This window comes from Seonamhaeicola sp. ABD4_175 (assembly GCF_056160885.1).
On record NZ_JBSWYC010000003.1, the window covers coordinates 57,365 to 75,420 of the forward strand.

12 protein-coding genes are annotated in these 18,056 nt (G+C 31.4%); 11 read left to right on the forward strand and 1 reads right to left on the reverse strand.

Annotated features, from left to right (window positions below; all coding sequences use genetic code 11):
* Positions 1-123 precede the first annotated feature (123 nt).
* From ACXAG4_RS10225 to ACXAG4_RS10275, 11 genes are all read left to right on the forward strand, one after another.
* Positions 124-3,645 (forward strand): molybdopterin-dependent oxidoreductase, encoded by a 3,522-nt coding sequence (locus ACXAG4_RS10225; protein ID WP_475295987.1) that lies wholly within the window; start codon positions 124-126, stop codon positions 3,643-3,645.
* Positions 3,646-3,647: 2 nt separating this feature from the next.
* Complete coding sequence (locus ACXAG4_RS10230; protein ID WP_475295988.1) at positions 3,648-5,078, forward strand: rubredoxin; 1,431 nt, start codon at positions 3,648-3,650, stop codon at positions 5,076-5,078.
* A gap of 190 nt (positions 5,079-5,268) precedes the next feature.
* Complete coding sequence (locus ACXAG4_RS10235; RefSeq protein ID WP_475295989.1) at positions 5,269-5,679, forward strand: response regulator; 411 nt, start codon at positions 5,269-5,271, stop codon at positions 5,677-5,679.
* A gap of 1 nt (position 5,680) precedes the next feature.
* On the forward strand, positions 5,681-6,220 hold the full coding sequence (locus ACXAG4_RS10240) for a heme NO-binding domain-containing protein (protein WP_475295990.1): 540 nt from the start codon (positions 5,681-5,683) through the stop codon (positions 6,218-6,220).
* A complete protein-coding gene (locus ACXAG4_RS10245) occupies positions 6,221-8,314 on the forward strand; it encodes a PAS domain S-box protein (RefSeq protein WP_475295991.1) in 2,094 nt (697 codons plus the stop codon). It begins immediately after the preceding gene.
* Positions 8,315-8,317: 3 nt separating this feature from the next.
* Positions 8,318-9,451, forward strand: coding sequence for an FIST signal transduction protein (locus ACXAG4_RS10250; protein ID WP_475295992.1), 1,134 nt, complete (start codon positions 8,318-8,320; stop codon positions 9,449-9,451).
* The gene (locus ACXAG4_RS10255; RefSeq protein WP_475295993.1) at positions 9,451-10,509 is read left to right on the forward strand and encodes a sensor histidine kinase; all 1,059 of its coding nucleotides are present in this window, start codon (positions 9,451-9,453) and stop codon (positions 10,507-10,509) included. The genes ACXAG4_RS10250 and ACXAG4_RS10255 overlap by 1 nt, the downstream gene beginning before the upstream one ends.
* A 3-nt stretch (positions 10,510-10,512) precedes the next feature.
* Positions 10,513-10,830, forward strand: coding sequence for an Hpt domain-containing protein (locus ACXAG4_RS10260; protein WP_475295994.1), 318 nt, complete (start codon positions 10,513-10,515; stop codon positions 10,828-10,830).
* A gap of 138 nt (positions 10,831-10,968) precedes the next feature.
* Positions 10,969-11,910 carry a UDP-glucuronic acid decarboxylase family protein gene (locus tag ACXAG4_RS10265; protein WP_475295995.1) on the forward strand — a complete coding sequence of 314 codons (942 nt, stop codon included), beginning with the start codon at positions 10,969-10,971 and terminating at the stop codon, positions 11,908-11,910.
* Positions 11,911-12,021: 111 nt separating this feature from the next.
* Positions 12,022-12,744 (forward strand): LytR/AlgR family response regulator transcription factor, encoded by a 723-nt coding sequence (locus tag ACXAG4_RS10270; RefSeq protein ID WP_475295996.1) that lies wholly within the window; start codon positions 12,022-12,024, stop codon positions 12,742-12,744.
* A 108-nt stretch (positions 12,745-12,852) separates the two neighbouring features.
* Positions 12,853-15,429, forward strand: a complete 2,577-nt coding sequence (locus ACXAG4_RS10275) for a DUF6923 family protein (RefSeq protein WP_475295997.1) — start codon at positions 12,853-12,855, stop codon at positions 15,427-15,429.
* A gap of 475 nt (positions 15,430-15,904) precedes the next feature.
* On the opposite strand, the gene ACXAG4_RS10280 is transcribed toward ACXAG4_RS10275, so the two are convergent.
* Positions 15,905-17,908 carry a tetratricopeptide repeat protein gene (locus ACXAG4_RS10280; RefSeq protein ID WP_475295998.1) on the reverse strand — a complete coding sequence of 668 codons (2,004 nt, stop codon included), beginning with the start codon at positions 17,906-17,908 and terminating at the stop codon, positions 15,905-15,907.
* Positions 17,909-18,056: the final 148 nt, after the last annotated feature.

Sequence of the window (18,056 nt, forward strand, 5' to 3'; positions counted from 1 at the left end):
GAAGCAACTTTTTTAGTCAAAATATAAGTTTAAGGGATGTTTTTAAAACTATTCGTAATTATTAAAAATGCCTTTTATAAGTTAAAAATATTAGTTTAAATTTAAATAAAATCACTGCTGTTTATGGTTAAAAATGAGGTAAAAACAACGTGCTCTTACTGTGGTGTAGGCTGTGGTATTATTGTTAAAAAAGACAACAATAGTAAAGTAGTTGTTGAAGGCGATAAAAACCATCCTGTAAATAAAGGCATGTTATGCTCTAAAGGCAGAAATTTACATTATGTAGTTAATGATACTTCTGATAGAATTTTATACCCAGAAATGCGTTGGAGTAAATCGCACCCTTTAGAGCGCGTATCTTGGGATACAGCCTTAAATAGAGCCGCAAGTGTTTTTAAATCTATCATAAAAAAACATGGACCAGATAGTGTAGGTTTTTATGTGTCTGGACAAAGCTTAACTGAAGAATATTATATAGCCAATAAGCTTACAAAAGGGTTTTTAGGTACTAATAACATTGATACTAACTCAAGGCTTTGTATGAGTTCTGCTGTAGTTGGTTATAAAAAAGCATTTGGTGAAGATAGTGTGCCTATAAGTTATGCCGATATTGAATTGGCAGATTGTTTTTTAATTACAGGCGCAAACCCAGCATGGTGTCATCCTATATTATTTCGCCGTTTAGAAAAGCATAAAGAAGAAAATCCTGATGTAAAAATAATTGTAGTTGATCCTAGAAAAACTGATACAGCAAGTTTTGCCGATTTACACTTGCAAATTTTACCAGGAACCGATGTAGTGCTGTACAACGCTATTGGCCGTAGGTTATACGACCAAGGTTTAATAGATGAAGATTTTATAAAAAATAATACCGAAGGTTTTGCAGCATACAAAGCACAAATATTAGCCACAAGAATTAGTAAAGCTGCTAAAATTTGTGGTATTGAAGAAAAAGAAATAAAAAAAGCAGCCGATATTATTGGGCTATCAAAAGGGTTTATAAGCATGTGGGCTATGGGGCTTAACCAAAGTGTGGTTGGTGTAAATAAAAACATAGCTCTTTTGAACCTATCTTTAATTACCGGACAAGTTGGTAAACCAGGTTCTGGCCCGTTTTCATTAACGGGGCAGCCTAATGCCATGGGCGGACGTGAAGTTGGCGGTATGGCAAACCTTTTAGCTGTTCATAAAGATTTAATGAATGAAGAACACCGAAGAGAAGTAGCACAGTTTTGGGGTGTTGAAAAAATTAACCCAAAGCCAGGTTTAACTGCTACCGAAATGTTTGATGCTTTAGAATCTGGTAAACTTAAAGCCATTTGGATAGCGTGCACAAACCCATTAGTAAGTTTGCCAAACATAAACAAGGTAGAAAAGGCTGTTAAAAATGCAAAGTTTGTGGTGGTTCAAGATATTTCGCATAAATCTGATACTGTTAAGTTTGCAGATTTAGTTTTGCCTGCAGCTGGTTGGTTAGAGAAAGAAGGTACTATGACGAATTCTGAACGTAGAATTTCATATTTACCAAAAGAAATTGATCCACCAGGGGAAGCTAGACCCGATGTTGAAATTTTTTGCGATTTTGCACAACGCATGGGCTTTAGAGGTTTTAACTATGGGTCTGCGGAAGAAATCTATGATGAATATTGCGCCATGACCAAAGGTACAAATATTGATGTGTCTTACTTAAATCATGATAGATTAAAAACCGAAGGCACGTTTCAATGGCCTGTAAATCAATACAGGCACGGTGGTACTCCTAGATTATTTCAAGATAAAGTGTTTTTTACACCATCAAAAAAAGCCATTTTTAACGTACCCACAACTTTAGAGAATACTTCAGAATTACCAAACCCAGAGTACCCATTAATACTAACCACAGGGCGTGTTAGAGATCAATGGCACACCATGACAAAAACAGGCAAAGTAGCGCGTTTAAAAACGCACTATTCAAAACCTGTTTTAGAAATTAATCCTGTTGATGCGTATTTAAATAAAATAAAAGATGGCGATATTACTGAAATTACTAGCAGTAACGGTAAAGTACGGGTTAGGGCTAAAGTAACCGATGCTATTAAAAAAGGCGTGGTATTTTTACCAATGCACTGGGGCAAGCAATTGCAAAACGATTTAAACCGCGCTAATAACTTAACAAATACACATGTAGATCCGGTTTCAAAAGAACCCGATTTTAAATTCACACGTGTTAATGTTTCAAAATATGAAAAGCCTAAAGAAAAAATTATTATTGCAGGAGCAGGAGCAGCGGCTTTTCGTTTTATTCAAAATTACAGAGAACGCAATAGTAAAGATGAAATTCATGTGTTTTCAAAAGAATCTAACTTGTTTTATAACAGAGTTTTGCTACCAGAATATGTTACTGAAGAATTAACTTGGGAGCAACTTCTTAAAATAAAAAAACAAGAATTAAACAAACTAAATATAGTACTTCACCCAGAAACATTAATTACTAAAATTGATAAATTACAAAAAAAGGTAATAGACAGTAAAGGTGAAACACATACATACAACAAACTTATTTTAGCAACCGGTAGTAGAGCTTTCATACCTAAAGATGTACAAATAGATTTGCCAGGGCGTTTTACCATGCGAAATAAAACAGATGCAGATAAATTTAAAGCCTACTTAGATGCCACAGGTTTACCACCCGAAGAGCAGCACGTAGCCATAGTTGGCGGAGGTTTATTAGGCTTAGAGTTAGCAGCAGCACTGAAGCATAAAAATTTAAAAATAACCATTATACAAAGAGCATCGCGTTTAATGGAACGTCAATTAGATAAAGTTTCTAGTAAACTACTAGCTTTAGATGTGCAAGAACGTGGTATTCAAATTTATTTTGATAATGAAGTTAGTACTGTTTTTGATGATGAAGATACAGGTGAATTAAACATTAGCTTAAAAAGTGGAAAGATATTTACCGCTAATGCCATTGTATATGCCATAGGCACTAGACCAAATATTGAAATAGCTAAAGAAAACGGCGTAAAATGTAGTAGGGGCGTTATTGTAAATCAGCATATGCAATCATCAAACCCCGATGTTTTTGCCATTGGTGAAATTGCCGAATTTAACAATCAGTTATTTGGTATTACATCAGCAGCTGAAGAGCAAGCAACAATTCTTGCTAATTTTATTGGAGGCGATGTTAGTAGTACCTACAACGGTTCTGTTTTAATGAATATTTTAAAGTTTAATGATTTAAACTTGTGTAGTATTGGTGAAATTAGCGTACCTGAAAATGATTCAACCTATGAAGAGGTTGTGTTTACAGACATATCAAAACGTTACTACAAAAAGTGTATTGTGAAAGACGATTTGTTGGTAGGCGCTGTTTTAATGGGCGATAAAAATGAATTTGCAGAGTTTAAAACTCTTATTGAAAGTAAAATTGAAATGTCTGAAAAGCGCGATACCTTGCTTAGAGGCGCTTCAAATAATAAACCCGTAATAGGTAAATTAATATGCTCTTGCAGTCAGGTTGGTGCAGGTAATGTAGAGGAAGCAATTGCAAAAGGCTGTACAGATTTTACAGAGCTTTGTAAACAAACAGGCGCAGGTTTAGGTTGTGGTAGTTGTAAAACTGAAGTTAGAGAAATACTTCAAAATTCTAAAGTATTAAAATAATTATGCAATTAAACAGACTTATAGTTAAAGGCGGTGTGTTGTCTCCAGGTGAGCTAAAATATATTTGTGAATGTGTTGAAGCTATTGGGTTAAAATCAATTTCATTTGGGTCGCGTCAAGATATTTTATTACCCAAAAAAGCTACTGAAGAAAAACTTAGTGGCTTTGATAGATTAAAAATAGTATCGCAAGAAGAAACAGGCGTGTCTAACATCATGTCTTCATACGTATCAGCCGATATTTTTCCAAATACACCATGGTTAACAAGTGATAAGTACTTGTATATTTTAGAACTTTTCAGATCTAAATTACACTTAAAAGTAAATATAACAGACCCCAAACAGCGTTTAGTACCTTTATTTACAGGACATATAAATTTTATAGCATCACAACATGAAGACTATTGGTATTTATACATAAGGTTACCAGAATGGGAAAAGGCTAAAATGTATCCGGCACTAATTTATAGTTGGGATATGGGTAAAATAGTTGCAGCCATTGAAAATGTTTTACAAGAAGAGCCAGAAACTATTGAAACTATTTTTGAGCTAGTTAGTGATGCTGTAGATTCTAATAACCGAACTGTAGATAAACCACTCGAAATATCTTTTCATCCGTTTCCGTATTATGAAGGCATGAACAAAATAGGTATGGATAAATACTGGTTAGGTTTGTATTGGAGAAATAATAAATACGATATTTCTTTTTTAAAGGAAATGTGCGAGTTATGCCTAGAAAATAAAATTGGTAAAATTTCTATTACACCCTGGAAATCGTTCATAATTAAAGGTATACCAAGATCATCAAAACTAATTTGGGAGAAATTTTTGGGTAAACGTGGTATTAATGTACGCCACTCTATGTTAGAACTTAATTGGCATATTCCGGCCGCAAATAAAGAGGCTTTAAATTTAAAAAAGTATTTGGTATCTAATTTTGATCAAAATGATATTAGTACTTACGGTTTAACTTTCGGAATAACAGATTATGCTAAAACATCGCACTATTTTACATCCATAGTTATTGAAAAAAATAAACAACCAGCACCTATTGGAGATTTCAAAATAAGAGATACTTACAACCTTTTGTACGCTAAAAATTTCGATCCTAATACACGCGCATACATTATGCATGTACAAGATGTTGATAAAGTTGAATTACCCGGGCTTTTAATGGAATTAAGCCAATTATATTTTGAAGATTTAGGCTCAGAAAAAGAAACTTTAGAAACAAAAAAAGTACCCAAACAAATTACAGAAGAGGTTTACCAATGTACATCATGCTTAACGGTTTACAACCAAAAATATGGAGATGTTACACAACATATTGCACCGTTAACCTCTTTTGAAAGTTTACCTGAAACATATTGCTGTTCACTTTGCGAAGCACCAAAATCTAATTTTCAAAAGAAAGAATTAGTAAAACAACTATAACAATAGTGCGGTTTTTACACATGTTTTTTAATGGTTTTTCCTTTAAATAATAATGGTTTTTTAAATTAGTAGCAATTACCATTCGTCGACACTTATCTGCATTCTAACAACCTAAAGCATCGCTTAAAAGAAAGTAGGCTTCAACATTAAATCTAGTAATATATTTTTACGCTGATAAATAATATATGGTATGAAAAATTTAAATATTTTACTAGTTGAAGATGATATGATTGAGGTTATGAAATTTAACCGCGTGCTCTCGGCGCTTCAACTTAATCATAAAATTATTGAAGCTAACAATGGGGAAGAAGCTTTAAAAATTTTAGAGGACAAATCAGATTTACCTGACATAATTTTGTTAGATTTGAATATGCCCAAAATAAATGGTATTGAATTTTTAACCATTTTAAAGGAAGATGAGTATTTAAAATACTTACCCGCTATAATTTTAACTACATCTAGCAATGATAGAGATTTGCTAGAATGTTTTAAACTAGGTATTGCAGGCTATGTTTTAAAACCTTTAAAGTACGAAGATTACATGAGTAGCATTGAAAAACTTTTGGCATATTGGAGTATTAACGAATTAAAAAAGAAATAAAATGAAAGGTATTGTGTTTTCTGAGTTTTTAGAACTTGTAGAAGATAAATTTGGTTTAGAAATGGTAGACCAAATTATTAGTCAGTCTAAACTAGAGTCTGGAGGTGTATACACATCTGTAGGAACTTATGATTTTTCTGAAATGCTACAATTAGTAACAAACCTAAGTAAAAACACAGGTATAGCAACAGATGATTTGCTACAAGTTTATGCAGAGCATTTCTTTTCTGTATTAGAAAACAGTTATGGCGATTTATTAAAAAATTACAAAAACCCAATAGAAATGCTATCATCTATTGAAAGCCATATACATGTTGAGGTAAGAAAAATATATCCAGATGCAGAGCTACCCACTTTTGAAGTTTTAGAAAAATCTAGTAATAAATTAGTAATGATTTATAAATCTAGCAGAGCCATGCATAGCTTTGGTTTAGGCCTTATGAATAAAACTTTCGAGTATTTTGATACCAAAGCAAAAATTGAAGTTGAAAAATTAAAAGAAGACGGAACAGAAGTTAAGTTTTTAGTTAATAAGTGCTAGATGACCCCAAACAGAATCGAAATACTTGAACGTGCTTTATCTAGAGAAAAAGCAGCAAGAAAGGCAGCCGAAAAAATATTAGAACAAAAAGCCGCCGAACTTTACAATGCCAATAAAAAACTAGAAAAATCATACCTTGAATTAGAAGCGCTTTTAGATAAAACAGACTCACAGTTACAAGGCGTTTTTGAAAACATTGTTGATGCCTACGTAATAATGGATTTAATGGGTAACATTTTAAAAATGAATGATGCCGCAGTAAATTTATTAGGGTTTGATGATCAAAACGTAAACGCCAACCTTTTAGAGTTTCCTATAGCTGAAGAGCAAGAAGTCGTTTCTCAATCTTTTAAAACCTTGTTAAAAGAAGGAGCCGTAACAGATTTCATCATAAAAATAAAAACAAATAAAAATGATATAAAACTAGTACACATAAATGCTAGTATAATTTATGATCAAGGCATTCCCGTTGCAGCACAAGGTATTGTAAGAGATGTTACAGAAGAGCGTAAAACAGCCTTATTAATAGAAGAACAAAAAAAGGAACTAGATGCTATTGTTCAAAATTCATCTCTAGGTATTGTACTTGCTCAAAATTTTAAAATTATAAGAACCAATGAAGCTTTTCAAAGGCTATTGGGCTATACTGAAGAAGAATTATTAGAAAAATCAATTAAAGAAATTGCTGATAATTCAGATGAAGAGCAAGTAAAACAATACGTTTTAAAAATGCAATCTGGCGAAATTGATAATTTTGTGCTTCACAGACGATATATAAGAAAAAACGGATCTGTTTTTTGGGCAAAAACCAGTGTTGCAGCTGTAAGAAATAGTGATGGTAGTGTAAAATACAGGCTGGGTTTAGTTGAAGATATTACCTCTGAAAGAGAACGCGCTTTAATACTTGGTATGGTAAATGAAATTACCAATGCCATTTTAGGTAAAATTGATATTTACGAAATTGCCAATGTAATTACTTCTAGAATTGCCGAATATTTAAATACAGACTATTGTATAATTTATTTAGTTAATAAATATGGTGATTATATTGAGCCAATTGCAGGTTACGGTGTAGATGCAGAAAGCAGAGAGAAAAACTTAGAAAGTGCTAAATTTCCTATAGAACAAGGTGTTGTTAATACTGTAGTTAAAACAGGAAAGCCAATACTCACAAAAGACGCCTCTTCAAACAGTAAGTATGTGTTTTCAGGCAAACAATTAAATTCAAAAATAACAGTGCCAATTGCTAATGAAGGCAAAGTTATTGGTGTAATAGATGCCAGACATAGCAGTAAAAACTACTTTACAAATAAACAATTACAAACCATAGAACGTATTGCAAGTTTAGTGGCAATGCAGCTAAAAAGTGCCATTAATTTAAGAGAAAAACAGCGTATAGAATCTAAAAACGAAGAACTTTTAGAAAAATTAGCAAAGAGTAATGATGAGCTACAAGAATACGCTCACATTGTATCACATGATTTGAAGTCGCCATTACGTAGTATTAACGCTTTGGTTGCATGGTTGAAAGAAGATAATGTTGATAAACTAGATAATGTAAGCCTTCAAAATATAGCACTTATTGAAACCACATTAGAAAAAATGGATCAATTAATTTCTGATGTTTTAGAATACTCAAGTATTGGTAATGATGATGATGAATTAACCGATGTAAATTTAGATACGCTTATTTCAGATTTAATTAAAATAATGTACACACCAGAGCATATTAAAGTTGAAATATTGAATAAATTACCAACTGTTAAAGGTGATAAAACCAAACTACAGCAAGTATTTCAAAATTTAATAAGTAATGCCATAAAGTTTATTGATAAACCCGAAGGTTATGTAAAAGTAGCTGTTGAAGATGTTAAAACACATTATAAATTTTCAATACAAGATAATGGTATTGGTATTGATGAAAAATACCACTCAAAAATATTTAAAGTATTTCAATCTGTAAACAAGCGAAAAGATTCCTCAGGTATTGGTTTATCAATAGTAAAAAAAGTAGTAGAACTGCATGAAGGAGACATTTGGTTAACTAGTAAACTAAATGAAGGAACTACATTCTTTTTCACCATAAAAAAATAAAAGATGAAAGTTGTACAATTAAAAAAATATAAAGATAAAGATTGGGAAGCCGTAACACCTTACATGGAGCTAAAACAGCCCTTAGTAATGGTTTTTGGTAATCGTTTTGAACTAGAAAACCCAAAAATTTACAAGGCAATTGCCAAAATGTTTCCAAAAGGGCACATTGTATTTGCTTCAACTAGTGGCAATATTACAACAGCTTCAGTTGAAGATGATTGCTTAATAATTACAGCCATAGAATTTGAAAAAAGTACCTTTAAAATAGAAACAATAAATTTAAACGAAACCAAATTAGATAGCTTTCAAGCAGGTGCAAGTTTAGTAAATAAACTGCCCAAAGAAGGGTTAAAAAATATTATTGTTTTATCTGATGGTAGCTTTGTAAACGGCAGTGAATTGGCTAGAGGCATGAATTTTGCAGCCGATAATAATGTATTAATTACAGGTGGTTTATGTGGTGATGATGCCAGGTTTGAAAGAACCTTAGTATCATACAACGAAAACCCCAAAGATGGCGAAATTGTTGCTATTGGCCTTTATGGAGATACTATTGATGTATCATCATCTATTGAAGGTGGTTGGAAACCCTTTGGCCCAGAGCGAGTTGTAACAAAAGCAAAAGGCAATATTTTGTACGAATTGGATAATAAACCGGCTCTAGATTTATATAAAAAATACTTAGGCGATAAAGCAAAAGATTTACCTGGAGCAGCATTATATTATCCTTTAGGTGTAAAAATAGAAACTGATGATCAATCATACGTAAGGACTATTTTAAATATAAATGAAGATTACAATGCCATGATTTTTGCGGGCGATGTGCCAGTAAATTCAAAAGTACAACTCATGATGTCTAATGTTGATAATTTAATACATGCCTCAGAACAAGCAGCAAATAGAGCATTAGAGGGCAGAGTAAATAAACCACAATTAGCATTATTGGTAAGTTGTATTGGTAGAAAAATATTATTAGACCAAAGAGCTGTTGAAGAGTTAGAAGAAGTAAAAGAAATTGTTGGAAACAACGTTTATGTAACAGGGTTTCATTCATATGGTGAAATAGCACCGTTTAATGATGAAAACATGTGCCAATTGCACAACCAAACCGTAGCATTAACATTAATAAGTGAATAATGAATTCATTATTAAAACATCAAGTTAAAAAATATTTAAGTGATAAAAATGTGTCAAATGAAGATTTGATGGCGTTTTTAGATGCGGTAAATAGGTCGTATGATAACTTTGATGAACAAATATTAATGCAACAAAGAGCTATGGAAATTAGTTCAGAAGAACTTTTTGAAGCTAATAAAAACTTAAAAAAAGAAACCGAAATACAAAGCAACCTCATTGATAAGCTTAATAAAGTTATTGAAACTTTAAATTTCACAGGGCCTTTAGAAACTTCACAAAAAGCATTACCATCAACAGAAAATTTAGATGGTATAAAACTAGCAGAGTTTATAGAAAAGCAAACCCAAGAAATAGTTGAAATGAACCAACAGCGTGAAAAATTAATGGGTGAGCTAGAACGCCAAAATGAAGAGTTAAGTAACTATGCTTACTTGGTGTCTCATGATTTAAAATCACCACTTCGTAGTATTGATGCGCTTACAACTTGGTTAAATGAAGAAACAAATGGAAATGAAACCAATAATAAAGCTCAAAATTTACAATTAATTAGAGCCAATGTAGAGCGTATGGATAATTTAATTACAGGTATTTTAAATTATTCAACCGTTAATAAAACAGATTCTCAAGTAGGTGTTTTAAATACTGATGCGTTTGTGAAAGATATTGTTAATGATCTTTCTGTACCTAATCACATAAACATAAAAATAGTTAATAAATTACCAGAAATAGAAGCCGATAAACCTAGAATAAGGCAACTTTTTGAAAGTTTAATAGGCAACGCTATAAAGTATATTGATAAAGAAAAAGGCTTTATAGAAATAGGCGCTAAAGAAGAAGGTTTGCACTGGCAGTTTTATGTAAAAGATAACGGTAAAGGTATTGAAAAAGCGTATTTTGATAAAATTTTCAAGCCCTTTCAAAAATTAGAAAACAACCCTAGCGCCACAGGAATAGGATTATCTATAGCTAAAAAAATAGTAAATGCCTATGGTGGTAAAATTTGGTTAGATTCTACTTTAGGTGAAGGTACTACGTTTTATTTCACATTAAAAAAATAAACCATGGAGCAACCCAATTTATCATATATAAATACATTATCAGGTGGCGATAAAGCTTTTGAAGCTAAATTAATTGGTATTATAAAGCAAGAATATCCAGAAGAGCGAGATGTTTATTTTAATAATTTCAATGCTAAAAATTATAAACTAGCTGCAGAAAATGTTCACAAATTAAAACATAAAATAAACTTACTAGGTTTAGATAAAAGCTATAAAATAGCTGAGAAATACGAGCATAATTTAATTGATAATAGCACTGAAGGTGAAGAAGATTTTGCTAATATTTTACAAACCATAACAAATTTTCTTGATAGTTTATAGCACTTTTTGCAGCAAACACAGTTTCTTCAAATTATAATACATTAATAATTTTCATTTATATTTAATTGTAATATTTTTACAAGCAAAACTATATTTTGTCTTGTTTGGCATGATATTAATATAACTTGAATATAGATAATGATTAGAAAAAAAATTCTAGTTACAGGCGGCGCAGGCTTTGTAGGTTCTCATTTATGCGAACGTTTATTAAAAGAAAATAATGAAGTTTACTGTTTAGATAACTTTTTTACAGGGCAAAAGCAGAATATAGTTCATTTATTAAATAACCCATATTTTGAACTCATTAGGCATGATATTACAAGTCCGTTTTTTATAGAAACCGATGAAATATACAACCTTGCATGTCCTGCATCACCAATTCATTATCAATATAACCCAATAAAAACAATGAAAACCTCAGTAATGGGGTCAATAAATATGTTAGGGTTGGCTAAACGTGTTAAAGCCAAAATTTTACAAGCTTCAACCAGCGAAGTATATGGCAACCCATTGCAGCACCCGCAAACAGAAGCGTATTGGGGTAATGTAAACCCAATAGGAGAGCGTTCATGTTATGATGAAGGCAAAAGAGCCGCAGAAACCTTGTTTGTAGATTATAATAAATCAAATAACGTAGCGGTTAAAATTGTTCGTATTTTTAACACCTATGGCCCTAAAATGCACCCAAATGACGGCAGAGTAGTTTCAAACTTTGTAGTTCAAGCATTAAAGAATGAAAATATTACAGTTTATGGTGAAGGCAAACAAACCCGAAGTTTTCAGTATGTTGATGATTTGGTTGAAGGTATGATTACCATGATGAATAATACACCTAATAATTTTATAGGTCCTGTAAATATTGGTAATCCGGGAGAGTTTACCATTTTAGAACTAGCAAAAAAGGTAATAGAATTAACCAATTCAAAATCTAAAATTGTTTATAAACCAATGCCTTCCGATGATCCTTTAATGCGTAAACCAGATATTACTCTTGCCAAAGAAAAACTAAATTGGCAACCAAAAGTATCATTAGAAACAGGGCTTTTAAAAACAATAGATTACTTTAAAACCATTATTTAAAAGAAAAAACTTGTTAAAACTTGTATAAAATTCGTATTTTTAATTAGATTTATATCACACGCTAATCTCTAAAAGATATTTATAGCCAATTAAACATTAGTTTACCAACATATGAATTGTATTATTATAGATGATGAACAAACAGCAAGAGCTATAATTGCGCAACTTTGTACAAATTTTTCTAATTTAAACGTTGTTGAAGAATTTCCTAATGCCATACAAGCCATAAAATATTTAAATCAAAACACCGTAGATTTAATTTTTTTAGATATTCACATGCCAGATTTTACAGGTTTTGATTTTATTCAAACCTTAAAAAATCCACCAAATATTATTTTAACAACTAGTGATTCTAAATTTGCAATAGAAGCTTTTGAATATAATTGTATTGTAGATTATTTAGTAAAACCTCTTGAATTACAGAGGTTTAGTAAGGCTATGTTAAAAGCGCAGGCAAGACAAAAAGAGGTTGAGCAACAAGATAAAATAATTGCCCAAAAAGAAAAAGAAGAGCGTATTTCTGAAAAAGATTTATATGTAAATATAGATAGGCGCTTAATAAAAATAGATATGGCTAGTATTTATTTAATTGAAGCTAAAGGTGATTATATTAACATTAAAACTGAAAATAAAAACTATACGGTACATTCTACACTAAAAAAAATAGAAGAAAAATTACCAATTGATACGTTCTTAAAAGTACACCGCTCATACGTTATTAACACTAAAAAAATTATTGATATAGAAGATAACAGTGTGTTAATTAAGAAAGATGTAATACCTGTAAGTAGATCAAACAGGCCTGAACTTATGAAGCGCTTAAACCTTTTATAAGTTTATCTTTAAAGTACATTCATTCGTCTACACTTATCTTTCATTTATCGAAGTTTACCCCAAAAGAGTCTGCGTTTAAACTAATTTTATGACACCAAATCTAGTGTCATGAAAAAAACTTTACTATTATTACTAATAAGCACAACTTGCTTATTTGCTCAAAGTGAGCCTTTTAACTGCGATTATAATGCATATTTATTTCAATATAATGATGTGTATGCCATAGACTTAGCCTCGGGTAATGCCTATGTTGTAGCAACCGATGTTACACCAGGAAATATTAATGCAGCTGCATACAACCCAAAAGACGGTTATATATGGGGCTCATTAAGTTCACCATCAAAAACTATAGTTCGTATTGGTAAAAATTTTCAAACTACAACATATTATATTGAAGAACTACCAACTAGTAATAGGTACATTGGAGACGTTAGCGCTTCAGGTATTTACTATTTAAAAGGAGGCGGCGCAACGTATTATGCTGTAGATTTAGATCCTGAATCTGCAAACTTCGGTAAACATCATCAAACGCTTAACATGTCTAAAAGTTTAAATATACACGATTGGGCGTTTAATGCTGTTGATGGTATGCTTTATTCCGTTGAGAAAAGTACGAATATATTATATAGAATAAATGCAGAAACAGGTTCTGTTGTAAGTTTAGGTGAAGTACCAATTTTATCTGGTTTAAACTACACATATGGCGCTGTGTATTTTGATGCTTCTGGCCGTTTTTATGTGTCTGCCAACCAAACAGGAACCATTTATGTTATTCAAAATGTACAAGATTTAACAGGCAGTAATGCTATAAATTCTAACTTATTTGCCTTTGGGCCTGCAAGTTCACAAAATGATGGGGCTAGATGCCCTACCGCTCCCGTTCCACAAGAAGATTGTATTAATGGTATTGATGACGATGGCGATGGTTTAGTAGATTGTGATGATCCATCATGTTCAGGCACATTTACTTGTCCAATAATTACAGCATCTGCATCTAGTGCCAATACAGGTGGTTTAGAAAGTAACAATAGGTTATCTGAAAAAATTAGTAAAAGAAATTTTAACCGAGTAAAAAACAGCTATAAGTTTAATGTTAACACAGCTAAAAAAGTTAAAAAAAGCACTAAATACGGTAAAAAAACAAGTAAAAGCGCAGGAGGTTTTCAGTTAGAAGATTTAATTCCTTTAGGGGTAGTAAATGAAGATAGTGCTGTAGAATCATCACCAAATGATTTGGTTGATATAACCAATGCAACCAATGTATATTCAGTAGATTATATAAAAGATAACGTTACTGCGGCTTCAATTTTACTTTTAGAAACTCAAAACGGTGTTTATGAGCATACCAAAGTAATTTGTGATAGGTTATTAGGGGCAGAAATTATTTCAGTTTCAACTATTGAAATTAGAGAGCATGCGTTTATAAAAACATTGTTTAAAAATGTTAATGGCGGTGTTGAATTTGTTTTAAGTTTAGCTGCTAAAAATAGTAATAGTGGTAATGATTTTGAAATTGAAAGCCATTGGAATATTGATAAATATGAAAGCGGCGCATCGTACTATAACTTCCAAATTTGGGCAAATTCATTAGATGATTTATACAAGTTAGCCGATGAAGTTTTAAATCTTTTAGAAGTACAAAAACCAATAGTAGGATACAACAATTCAACACCACCAACAGTGTTTATTAAAAAAGGGAAATATCATAATGGTAAATTAGATTTACAAATTGTAAACACAAACAGAACACAAGCTGTTACTTTTGATGCTGGTGTGAGAGCTTCAGAAACTGAAACGGTTAATTATATTTCATCAAACATAGATTTATCTAGCGGAAGCTATATTTCTAATGTTGAAGTAGATGCTGGTACTTTATTTGACGTTGGTTTTAGAATTGGTGATGGTATTGCAACACCCGATGATTTATTTTTATCTGACGGCTCTTGGGGCTATGATGATGCCGATGCCATAGTTAATAATTATGCCGTAGAGCCTAATACATTATCATTTGATGACAACCAATTTGCGGTTGAAAGAAACTTATCATTAGAAGCTACAACTAATAATTATGTAGCAGCTTACAGGTCTTTAACCGCTAAATTTAGCCCAGTAAATTTAACTGCTTTTGATACTTTTAATTTTGAAGCTAAAGGAACTGGAAACATGATTGTTAGATTGGTTAAAGAAGGTATTAGCAATTGGGAAGAGCAATATAAAGTAACCATTCCATTAACTAATACATTAACCAATTATAGTGTGCCGTTTAATATGTTTTTATCATCAACAGGTCAAGAGTTTGAAGCAAATGATGTTGTTTCGGTGGTGTTTACCATGTTGGCATATGGTGCCGAAGAAACTAAAAAAATGGATTTAAAGCAGCTTCATTTTTCTCATAGCGGCAGTTTATCTACAAATCAAATAGATGAAAATGGCGCTGAAACTCAAGCAGTACCAAACCCAATGCTTAATACAACAAATATAGAGTTTATAGCCAATGCTATTGAACCAGTAACTTTAGATGTTTTTAACCAAGACGGACGCTTAATTAAGCAATTAGAATACACAACAAGTAATGGTAATAACCAAATTAAATTAGACAGAGGAAGTTTAAGTTCAGGGTTATATTTCTGCAAAATTAATAGTAAAATAACTACTTATAAAACCGTTAAACTAGTAATAGAATAAGTTAATAGCAACTATTTATTTTATGGTAAAAAAGGCAAAACTTAATGGTTTTGCCTTTTTTGTTATTATACTTTCACAGGTTTTTGAGTTATAATTACATTCTAAATAAATTTTATATAAGTTTCATTTTCAGTGTTATAACAACATAAAAGGTGTTGTTTTGTTGTGTTTTAAAGTTCAAAAGCATAAATAATGTAAATAGTAAATTCATTAGAGGTATATTTTAAAAACACTTTTTAATATAAATTTGATGTATTGTTTTTATTCATTAAGAGATAAATGAGCTTTATTGATGCAGTTAATAAGCTGTACTTCAGTACCTTTAGTAATAAATAATAACAAAGTAACCATCAATGTATCAGTATTTTTAAAGTAAATATGTTTATTTGAATAAAATAAATGAATAATAAAATTGAACAAAAAAACCTGCCAATATATTTAGCAGGTTATTATAAATGAAAAGGATTTTATTTTTCTATTCTTCTTTTTTCTTAAAAATAGGCTTCTCTAAAAAGTACCATTTAAAGCGTAAACCAATTTCATTAAATGTAAAACCAGCTGCAGTAGCCGATGCTATATTACTACGAGTGCCAAATAAATTAAGTTGACAACGTTCTGAGAATTTATACCCCAATTTAGCCTGAATTCTGTAAGTGCTTTGTTTCGGATCTTTTTCAATAAATTGTAAACCTGTTGCTGCGGTAAGCTCATAAAACCATTCTTTGGCTTTTGCAATGCCATCGGTTTTAATAAGGTTTATAAAAATTTCGGCAGCGTTAAATGTTTCCGGACTAAAATAGATGGTTGGTACTTGGTTTTTAAAGGTTATGTATTGGTAGTTTAAACCGGCCTTTAATGATGGTTTACTTAAAATATTATAATACAATGATGTAAATAGTAAGTTTCTTGCATTATCATCATTTTGCCACGTGTAAAAGTACTGTGTAAACCAACCAATGTTAACGTTAGTACTTAAACTATAGTTGGCGTAAATATTGTTCATTACTATTTGGCGGTCTAATAATTCGGCATTAAAACTTTGTATTTCACGCTTATAACCAATATCTAAAACTTGTAGTTTCATTGGTTTTATGTTGAATGAGGCATCTGTAACTAATTGGGTGTAAGATTGATCATTAGCATTAGCAGCAGTTACACCAACATTACCGTTAAATGTAATATTTGGTAGTAATTGATAACCTAAACCAAAGGTGAATGCATTAGAATTTGCTTCATTATCTGTTACTTTATTACTGGTTGTTCTGTAACCGTATCCCGCTTTTAGTTTAAATTTTGTAGACATTGGGAACTCAATAGAGGTATTAACAGCATAAGCTTTGTTGTTACCATTATCAAAAGAATAAGAGGCTTTGGTTTCCCAAAAAGGAGTAAAACTTTTATCTAAATTTTTAATAAAGTTAGAGGCATCTTTTTGTTTTTCATAAAACGTTAAAGTATTATTTGCCCACTGGTAGGCCTCTTTGTAAAGGCCTGTAGCTTTTAAAGCGTTTGCTTTACCTAAATTACCATCAAAAGAGCTGCTGTCTATTTCTAAAATGCGGTTGTAGTCATTAATACTATTTTTAAATTCGCTTTTGTAAATATTTAGGGTAGCGCTAAGTGATAAAATCCAAGCCTGATTAGGCTTTTCAGTTTTAAGTTCGTCAATTAAAGTATTGGCTTCTTTAAATTTTTTATTCCAAATTAAAGCCTGTATGTAGCGTTCTTTGGTTTGGTTTATTTTAAGCGTGTCTTTAATATTTGGTATGTTATTAAACGCTTGCTTACTTATTTTTAAAGCATCTTTTTCTTTTCCTTTTAAATGTTTTACAAGCGCAATACCGTTAAGTGCTGTAGTTTCACTTTCGGGTAAGGTTTTAATTATTTGGTACGTAGCTTCGGCCTCATCAAATTTACCTGCAATAATGTATAGATTAGCAAGGTTTAATAAGGTTGATTTATCATTATTAAAAAGCTCTAAATTCTTTTTTAGTAAGGTTTCGGCTTCATCATATTGTTGCGCTTGTTGTTTTTGGTAAGCATAACCTAAATAAATATATTTTTTTGAAACCATAGCATTGGGGTTGCCATGAGAAACCTGTAAGGCCTTATTTACTTGAGTAAGCGCTTCATTGTAAATTTTTAAGTTAGAAAGCGTGTTTGCATACCCAAGCAATGCTGCAAAACTTTGGTTGTTTTCTTTTAAAAGCTTTTCATAATACACTCTAGCATCGGGGAAGTTTGAGCCCCATAGTAAAGATTCGGCATAGTTAAGTTTTACTTCAAAATCATTTGGATAAACCTCCAATAATTCTGTAAATATAGTTACTGCTTTTGGTGCATTTCCGGCTAGCCCAACAGCTCTTCCGTAACAAAGTTTGGCGGTTTTATTATCAGGGTGTTCTTTTAAAACATTATTAAAAAAAACTTCGGCTTCAGGATATTTACCTGTTTCTAATAGATTAAAGCCTTTTTTCATGTCTTGAGAAAAGCAAAAGACGCTTATTAAAAACAAAGCAAACAAAAATAGGTGTTTATTGTGCATAATTTTGGGGTTGGTTTTATACTTCTGCAAGTTAGTCATTACTTTTCAATCATTCATCTACAGCAAATTGCCACTCACCGAA

Bases quoted from the DNA above. Each gene is read 5' to 3' on its own strand.
- ACXAG4_RS10270 (WP_475295996.1), top strand. From the start codon at position 12,022: ATGAATTGTATTATTATAGATGATGAACAAACAGCAAGAGCTATAATT.
- ACXAG4_RS10245 (WP_475295991.1), top strand. From the start codon at position 6,221: ATGACCCCAAACAGAATCGAAATACTTGAACGTGCTTTATCTAGAGAA.
- ACXAG4_RS10275 (WP_475295997.1), top strand. From the start codon at position 12,853: ATGAAAAAAACTTTACTATTATTACTAATAAGCACAACTTGCTTATTT.
- ACXAG4_RS10240 (WP_475295990.1), top strand. From the start codon at position 5,681: ATGAAAGGTATTGTGTTTTCTGAGTTTTTAGAACTTGTAGAAGATAAA.
- ACXAG4_RS10260 (WP_475295994.1), top strand. From the start codon at position 10,513: ATGGAGCAACCCAATTTATCATATATAAATACATTATCAGGTGGCGAT.
- ACXAG4_RS10280 (WP_475295998.1), bottom strand. From the start codon at position 17,908: ATGAAAAAAGGCTTTAATCTATTAGAAACAGGTAAATATCCTGAAGCC.
- ACXAG4_RS10235 (WP_475295989.1), top strand. From the start codon at position 5,269: ATGAAAAATTTAAATATTTTACTAGTTGAAGATGATATGATTGAGGTT.
- ACXAG4_RS10255 (WP_475295993.1), top strand. From the start codon at position 9,451: ATGAATTCATTATTAAAACATCAAGTTAAAAAATATTTAAGTGATAAA.
- ACXAG4_RS10230 (WP_475295988.1), top strand. From the start codon at position 3,648: ATGCAATTAAACAGACTTATAGTTAAAGGCGGTGTGTTGTCTCCAGGT.
- ACXAG4_RS10250 (WP_475295992.1), top strand. From the start codon at position 8,318: ATGAAAGTTGTACAATTAAAAAAATATAAAGATAAAGATTGGGAAGCC.
- ACXAG4_RS10265 (WP_475295995.1), top strand. From the start codon at position 10,969: ATGATTAGAAAAAAAATTCTAGTTACAGGCGGCGCAGGCTTTGTAGGT.
- ACXAG4_RS10225 (WP_475295987.1), top strand. From the start codon at position 124: ATGGTTAAAAATGAGGTAAAAACAACGTGCTCTTACTGTGGTGTAGGC.